The organism is Streptomyces sp. HSW2009, from assembly GCF_040240285.1.
Classification (GTDB): domain Bacteria; phylum Actinomycetota; class Actinomycetes; order Streptomycetales; family Streptomycetaceae; genus Streptomyces.
Genome location: NZ_JBEHZD010000517.1, coordinates 1 through 5,522 on the forward strand (window position 1 = coordinate 1; position 5,522 = coordinate 5,522).

Annotated in this window: 4 protein-coding genes; 1 reads left to right on the forward strand and 3 read right to left on the reverse strand. The window is 72.9% G+C overall.

The annotated features are described in order from the left end of the window. Positions 1 to 112: 112 nt before the first annotated feature. From AAHZ94_RS27655 to AAHZ94_RS27665, 3 genes are all read right to left on the reverse strand, one after another. Positions 113 to 1,894: a glycoside hydrolase family 18 chitinase gene (locus AAHZ94_RS27655; protein WP_349996201.1), complete on the reverse strand. Its 1,782-nt coding sequence runs from the start codon at positions 1,892 to 1,894 to the stop codon at positions 113 to 115. A gap of 264 nt (positions 1,895 to 2,158) precedes the next feature. Beyond that, complete coding sequence (locus tag AAHZ94_RS27660) at positions 2,159 to 2,860, reverse strand: response regulator (RefSeq protein ID WP_349996203.1); 702 nt, start codon at positions 2,858 to 2,860, stop codon at positions 2,159 to 2,161. Further along, positions 2,857 to 4,146 carry a sensor histidine kinase gene (locus tag AAHZ94_RS27665; protein ID WP_349996205.1) on the reverse strand — a complete coding sequence of 430 codons (1,290 nt, stop codon included), beginning with the start codon at positions 4,144 to 4,146 and terminating at the stop codon, positions 2,857 to 2,859. Before AAHZ94_RS27665 ends, AAHZ94_RS27660 begins: the two co-directional genes overlap by 4 nt. A 206-nt stretch (positions 4,147 to 4,352) precedes the next feature. Here AAHZ94_RS27665 and AAHZ94_RS27670 point away from each other — a divergent pair, with 206 nt between their 5' ends. After that, positions 4,353 to 5,105, forward strand: a complete 753-nt coding sequence (locus AAHZ94_RS27670; protein WP_502964802.1) for a hypothetical protein — start codon at positions 4,353 to 4,355, stop codon at positions 5,103 to 5,105. Positions 5,106 to 5,522: the final 417 nt, after the last annotated feature.

A 5,522-nucleotide genomic window follows, 5' to 3' on the forward strand; every position in this document is an offset into this window, starting at 1 on the left:
TGGCGGGGGGCGGGCGCGCCCCCCGCCCCCGCGGGGGGCGGGGGCCGGGGCGGGGGGCGGGGGGGGGCCGGCGGGGGGGGGGGGCGGGGGCCCCCCGCCACTCCCAGGGGGGTTAGCGCAGGCCGCTGTTGATGGCCGAGATCAGCTCACCGTTGGTGGTGTCGCCGCTGAACTCCCAGAAGAAGGAGCCACCGAGCTTCTGGTCCTTCACGTACGACATCTTGCCGCCGATGGTGGCCGGGGTGTCGTAGCTCCACCACTGGTTGCCGCAGTGGGCGTACGCGGTGCCGGCGACGGTGCCGTTCGACGGGCAGCGGTCCTTGAGGTCCTTGTAGTCCTCGATGCCCTGCTCGTACTTGCCGGGCGCGGGGCCGGTCGCGGTGCCGCCCGGCTCCTTCTGGGTGACGCCGGTCCAGCCGCGGCCGTAGAAGCCGATGCCGAGCAGCAGCTTCTTCGCCGGGATGCCCTTGCCCTTCAGCTTCTGGATCGCCGCGTCGGAGTTGAAGCCCTCCTTCGGGATGCCCTGGTAGGAGGTGAGCGGCGAGTGCGGAGCCGTCGGGCCCTTCGCGTCCCAGGCGCCGAAGAAGTCGTACGTCATGACGTTGTACCAGTCGGCGTGCTGAGCGGCGCCGGCGTAGTCGGCGAGGTCGAGCTTGCCGCCGTCCGAGCCGTCAGCGCTGATCGCCGCGGTGACCAGGTTGTCCTTGCCGAACCGGTCCCGGGTCGCCTTCATCAGCGCGGTGAGGGAGTTCTGGCCGCTCGTGTCGCAGGTCAGACCACAGGCGTTCGGGTACTCCCAGTCCAGGTCGATGCCGTCGAAGACATCGGCCCAACGCGGGTCCTCGACCAGCTTGTAGCAGGAGTCGGCGAAGGCGGCCGGGTTCTGCGCGGCCTGACCGAACCCGCCCGACCAGGTCCAACCGCCGAACGACCACAGCACCTTGATGTGCGGGTACTTGGCCTTCAGCTTGCGGAGCTGGTTGAAGTTGCCGCGCAGCGGCTGGTCCCAGGTGTCCGTCTGGCCGTCGACGCTCGCGCTGGCGTCGTACATCTTCTCGTAGTCGGCGTAGCTGTCGCCGATCGTGCACTTGCCGCCCTGGACGTTGCCGAAGGCGTAGTTGATGTGCGTGATCTTCTCGGCGGTGCCGGACGTCACCAGGTTCTTGACGTGGTAGTTGCGCTGGTAGACACCCCAGTTGGTGAAGTACCCGAGCTTGACCGCGTCGCCGACGGGCGGCTCGCCGCCGCCACCGGTGGTGCGCACGGTGCGGGCGGGGCTGGCCGGGCCGACCTGGTCGGCGGTGTCGCGCGCCTTGACCGTGTACGAGTAGTCGGTGCCGGCGGTCAGGCCGCTGTCGGTGTAGCTGGTGCCGGTGACGGTGCCGACCTTGGCGCCGCCGCGCAGCACGTCGTAGTTCTTGATGCCCTTGTCATCGGTGGCGGCGGTCCAGCTCAGCTTCACCGAGGTGTTGGTGATCTCGCTGGCCGAGGGGGTGCCGGGAGCGCTGGGCGGGGTGTCGCCCGGCTGGGTGCTGCCGTCACAGGAGCCGCCGTTGAGCTTACAGCCGCTGGGCGCGCCGGTGCCGGTGCCGTTGAAGCCGAAGGTGACGCTGGCGCCGGGCGCCAGGGAGCCGTTCCAGCTCAGGTTCTTGGCGGTGTAGTGGCCGTTGGAACCGGAGACGGTGGCGTCCCAGCCGGAGCCGGCGGTGGTACCGGAGGGGAAGTCCCACTCGACGGTCCAACTGCTCAGCGTGGTGTCACCGGTGTTCTTGACCGTCCAGCGGCCTTCGAACCCGCTGCCCCAGTCGGATGCCTTGAGGAAGGTGGCGGTGGCGGACTCGGCGGCCTGGGCGGGAGAGGCGAGGCCAACGAGTGCGGCGAAGGGGAGGGCCATCGCGACGAGCGTCGCGGTTGTTCTGTGCCGGGTATGCCGGATGCGTCTGACGATTCCTGATCTCACTACAGGGGCTCCTGGATACTCGGGTCCGGACGTGGGGTCCGGATGTCGGGCTGAGATCTTCGCGAAAACGAGCGCCGCCCAGTAAGCCGTCATTGTCATGACACGCTCACCAAAGATGTGAAGGGAGCGTAAGGAGGTCTGGACCACTGGTCAATAGGTCTGGACCAAAGTGAGAGTCGATCTGTCGACTCGTTCCGGTTAGTCGCGCGGCTGCGGGGCGCTGACGCCGCACTCCTGCGCCAACACCGCGGCCTGCACCCGGCTGCGCAGTTCCAACTTCGCCAACAACCGGCTGACGTGCGTCTTTACGGTGGCCTCCGCCATCGTGAGCCGGGTGGCCACCTCCGCGTTGGACAGCCCTTCACCGAGGCAGCCGAGCACCTCGCGCTCGCGCCGGGTCAACGCGTCAAGGAGTTTGGCGCTCTGGCCGGTCGGCGGCTCCGGTGGCTGGACCCGGCCGAACTCGTGGATGAGCCGGCGGGTCACCGCGGGCGCGATCATCCCCTCGCCGCCGGCCACCGTCCGCACCGCGGCCAGGAGTTCACCCGCCTCGCTGTCCTTGAGCAGGAAGCCGGCAGCGCCCGCGCGCAGCGCGCCGAAGACGTAGTCGTCGAGGTCGAAGGTGGTCAGGACCAGCACGTCGGCCAGGCGCTCGGCGACGATCTGCCGGGTGGCCGACACCCCGTCAAGCCGGGGCATCTGCACGTCCATCAGGACCACGTCGGGGCGCAGTTCGCGCGCCATGGCCACGGCCCGCTCGCCGTCCGCGGCCTCGCCCACCACCTGGAGGTCGGGCGCCGACCGCAGGATGAGCACCAGACCGGCCCGCACGGAGGACTGGTCCTCGGCGACCAGCACCCGGATCGGCGCTACGGGGCCCGCATCGGTCGGCTCGGTCATGCCTGCTTCTCCTCTTCCACCGGCAGTACGGCCCGTACCCGCCAGATCTTCTCCGAACCCGCCTGCGCGGGACCCGCGTCGAACGTGCCGCCGAGCAGCGTGGTGCGCTCGCGCATGCCGACCAGACCGGCCCCGGAACCCGGCGCCCGCGGACCGTCCCGATCGGTGAGCGCGCTGGTCACCTCCACACACAGCGGCCCGGTCCGGGTCCGGGCGAGCCGCACCCGGACGGTGCCGGGCCCCGCGTGCTTGAGCGCATTGGTCAGCGCCTCCTGCACGATGCGGTACGCGGCCAACTCCACCGGCATCGGCAGCCCGCGGGGCGCCTCGCCGGACGCTGTCGCGCCCGTGCTGCTGCCGGGGGCCGGCGTCTCGCCCGCGCGCGTGCCGGCCCCGGTCGCCGCCGGCTGCGCCGCGCGCTCGTCGCTGAGCGCGAAGGACAGGCCGCTGTCGGCGCCGGCCCGCTCGGCCCGGTCGATCAGCGCCTGGAGCCCGTCGAGCGTGGGGACAGCGGTCGGCTCCACCTCGCCGCTGGCATCGCGCAACAGTCCGATCAACCGACGCATTTCGGCCAACCCCTGCACGCTGTTCTCGCGGATCACGCCGAGCGCCTCGCCGGTCGCCTTCGGATCGCCGAGTGAGAGCGCGGCGGTGGAGTGGATCGCGATGGCCGACAGATGGCCGGCGACCATGTCGTGCAGCTCGCGGGCCATCCGGGCGCGCTCGGCCGCGACGGCCTCGCGCCGGTCGAGCTCGGCGAGGAGCGCGGTGCGCTCGGCCTCGTGCCGCGCCGCCTCGGCCGCGTCCCGGTGCGAGCGCACCAGCGCGCCGGTCCAGGCCGGCACGATCGTGATCATCGCGGTGGCGAAGCCGAGCAGCAGCGCGGCCGGTTCGCGGTAGGCGGCGAAGGTGCCGGCCGTGGCCAGCGCGGTGATCAGGTAGCACTCGCGCTGCACCCGGCGGGCGGTGCGCGGCGAGCCGTACAGCACGGCCGCGTACACCACGTCCGAGAACATCAGGACGGTGGCCACCAGCGTGCCGGTGATCAGGTCGAGGGCGAGCGCGAGGGTGGCGACGACCAGGGCGAGCCTGGGCGCCGTGCGGCGCAGCAGCTCGGCCCCGCACATCACCACCAGCGCCAGCAGCAAGAGCCACTCGGGCAGCCCGAAGGCGGTGGGGCTGTTGCGCAGGTCGAGCGCGTAGAGGAGGAGCCCGCCGAGCAGCCCGCCGACGCTGATGAGCACGTCGTGCTCGTGCGGTCGGAGCGGGGGCAGGCGGCGCGGCATGGCTCCATCACAGCACGGGACGCGGAGCCCCGGTGTCCGCTGTCGGTCGGGCGCGCGGCGCGGGTGGTACATCGAAGGATGCAGTACGGGTTCGTCAGCGGCGACGATGCGGGACGGAGCGGCGCCCGGGGAGGCTGGAGGGGCCGCCCGGGGCCGAAGGTCGCCCACGGGCTCGCCGTGAACGATCAGAAGGACGGGAGCACACCGTGATCATCACGATGATCATCGTCGCCGAGGTCGGCTTCTGGGTGCTGCTGGCCGCAGGACTCACCCTGCGGTACGCGCTGCGCCGCCCGCGGGCGGGGGCCGCGGTCCTGCTGTGCGAGCCGCTGCTCGAACTCGCCCTGCTCGTGACGACCACCATCGACCTGCGCAACGGCGCCACCGCGAGCACCAAGCACGGGCTGGCCGCGGTGTACATCGGCTACTCCGTCGGCTTCGGCCACTACACGATCGCCTGGGTCGACCGGCACGTCGCGCACCGCTTCGCCGGCGGCCCGAAGCCGGCCAAGCCGCCGAAGTACGGGCGGGCGCGGATCGTGCACGAGTGGCAGATGTGGCTGCGGATGGCGCTGGCCGCCGGGGTCGCCGCCGGGCTGCTGCAACTGGCGATCTGGTACGTCGACGACGCGGACCGCACGGCGGCGCTGCGGGACTGGCAGTCGCCGATGGGCCTGGTGACCGGCATCTGGTTCCTGGTCGCGCTCTCGTACACGCTCTGGCCGAAAAAGGACCCTCACGAGGCGTCCGCCGGGGCCGGGCCCCGCGTCCAGCAACCCTTGCCGCCCCGTCCCTCGGACGGCCGCCCGGAGCAGCTGCCGGTGGAGGCGGCCGACTGGGCGCCGCCGACGGCGGGGGAGCGGGCGACGGAGCAGCAGCCGGCGCCGGCGTCGGACCGGACCGCGGACTGGGAGCCGGCGGGCCGTACGACCAAGCGGTGGGGGTCGGACGGGCGGTGAGGCAGGGCGCGGGGCGGGGCCGCGCGCGCGCCCGCGCGCGAAACGGGCGCGACCCCGGCCGTCGGGCTCCCACTGCCCGGCCCGGACGCGCCCCGCACCCCCGCATCCGCTCTCGCGTGCGCGTCCGCCCGTACGTTCACGTCTCCCGACACGTTCACGTCGCCCCTCCCGCACACCGCGCGTCACGGGCCGGCGCGCCCGCGAATCGAGCGTAGCCAACGCGCCCGGCCCCCCGCGCGCGCCCCGCACCGGCGGTCGGACGCCGGACACCGGCCGTACCCAGCGGCGCCGATCGTGCCTGGTGGGACCGTTCGTACGGGGGCCCGGGCGCCCGTCCGCGGGCCGCCCCCCCCCCGGGGCCCCCCCCCCCCCAGTCGTAACCGCAACCCGCTCCGCCCGGGGGCGCCCCGGCCCCGG